Origin of the sequence: Arthrobacter sp. H41 (assembly GCF_000520535.1) — a bacterium.
GTDB lineage: Bacteria > Actinomycetota > Actinomycetes > Actinomycetales > Micrococcaceae > Arthrobacter_D.
In genome coordinates this window covers 15,018-16,776 of the sequence record NZ_KI914780.1, presented here as the reverse complement: position 1 = coordinate 16,776, position 1,759 = coordinate 15,018, and the positions used below count along the sequence as shown (strand labels likewise).

1 protein-coding gene and 1 pseudogene are annotated in these 1,759 nt (G+C 71.0%); both read right to left on the bottom strand.

The window, feature by feature from the left end; genetic code table 11:
• Positions 1-1,319, bottom strand: a pseudogene (locus tag Y705_RS17805) (helicase-associated domain-containing protein); the annotation flags it as partial.
• A gap of 29 nt (positions 1,320-1,348) precedes the next feature.
• On the bottom strand, positions 1,349-1,654 hold the full coding sequence (locus tag Y705_RS0106025) for a hypothetical protein (protein WP_049822354.1): 306 nt from the start codon (positions 1,652-1,654) through the stop codon (positions 1,349-1,351).
• Between the last annotated feature and the right edge of the window lie 105 nt (positions 1,655-1,759).

Genomic DNA, 1,759 nt, shown 5'->3' with positions numbered 1-1,759 from the left:
TGCGCGGCCTCGGGTCCTCCGCCGTCGGGCCTTCCCGCCAGCTCCACCGCGGCAGTCAGCAGCCGGCGGCGCACGAGGGGGGCATCGGGCCTCGACCCTTCCCCTGCGAGCGCGTTGATGGCGCTGCCGTCCGCGAGTTTCGACCCGGTCAGCGAGGGCGCCCGGTCCAGCTCGAGCCAGCCGCGGACGAGAAGCAGCCACTGCTCATGCCGGTTGCGGGAGTTCCATGCGGCCTCCGACGGTTTCCACCGGGAATCGTCGACGTCGAGGATCAGCAGGCCTGCTGCTGCGGCCAGTTCAAGGAGCCACGGCGTGTCCCTGGCCTCGCACTGCAGGGACTCCGTCAGCCGGCGGAGCTCGCGGACTCCGACCCCGCCCGCGCGAAGCGTCGCGACAGGGGTTGCGCCGGCAGCAGCCAGCAGCGCCGACACTCCGCGCAGCAGTTCGGCGACGGCGCTGAAAGCTGCATTCTCCCGCAGGGCCCCGCGTACTCCCAGCCGGGTTCCTCCGGGTGGCGTGGCATCAAGTGCGGGGAAGACCGTGTGCCCGCGCACGGCGTGTCCCACCGCACGCGGCAATTCGACGTGTTTCGCGTCCAGCGGGGCGAGAAGTGCCCGGCGCAGCAGCCACGGGACGGGGGAGGAGGCATCACCGCCTCTGCCCTCGGGCGTTGCACCCACGGGCGAGGCGGCAAGCCGTTCGAGCACGGCAAGTGTGCCCTCGGGGGCTGCCGCCATCAGGGCGGCCCATGCCTGCGGTGAACTGATCTCCCTCTCGAGGGCCTCGGCGGCGGAGGCCGGCGTATGGACCGGCTCGCCGGACGCCCGATCCCTCATCGATACCGCTTCGATGAGCCGGGGGCCATAGGTGGGGATACTCCGTGCCAGGGATTTCAGGGGCCGGCCGAGGCCTGCCGGATAGGGGCCCACGGCGTCCCCGAGGGAGCCCACGGGCAGGTACGTTGCCGGATCTCCGGCGGCGCGGTACAGGAGGGCAAGGCCGCAGAGCTCGTCGGCGATGGCCCCGAGGGCATCGGCGTCGGCCTCGCCGAAGGCGTGCTTCAGCTGGGCCAGCCCGATCCCTGCGTCGGGAGCGGAAGGATTCTCGGCCACCAGCACAGCTTCCAGTACCTGCTGCTGCGGTACCGCGATGTTCTCGAGCGCTCGCTGCAGGCTGCCACGCGTCGATGCCCGTGCCGCCAGCGCAGGGAAATCGGGTACCGGGGGAAGGCCCAGGTCCGGGCGCGCAGCGAGGAGCGTGCGCAGCTCGGAGTCGGTGCGGGAAGCCAACTGGTCGGCCAGGGCACGGATTGCGGACATTGCCTCAAGGTTACCGGTGGCCGGAAGGGTCAACTGCGCCGTCTGGCCAGGACCCCGACGAACACCACGGTGGCCATGAGCAGGAATCCCAGCGGAAGGCAGGCATAGGCGAGAAGTACCCAGCCGGGCCAGAGGGGAACCTGGAGCCAAGCGGCGGCGAGGATGACGATCAGCGCCACGAGCCCGGCTCCCGCGAGGATCACGGCAAGGACCAGAAGCACGAGCCGCACGGGCGGGCCACCGGCAGCCCGGGCGGGCACGGCGTTCACGGAGTCGTTCGGCCGGGAGTCGTTCGGCCGGGGCGCGGCGGTTCCGCTGGGTTCGTTGGGGATCATAGCCCTTCCAGCGTACAAGAACCGCGGCACAGCCCGGCACTGAAAAGAGGATAATCTAGGTGCTACAAACTTCTCCGGCAGGGGCTGCGGCATGCCGGCGGCACC

Coding starts and splice junctions, on each gene's coding strand:
- Y705_RS0106025 (WP_049822354.1), bottom strand. CDS start 1,654: ATGATCCCCAACGAACCCAGCGGAACCGCCGCGCCCCGGCCGAACGAC.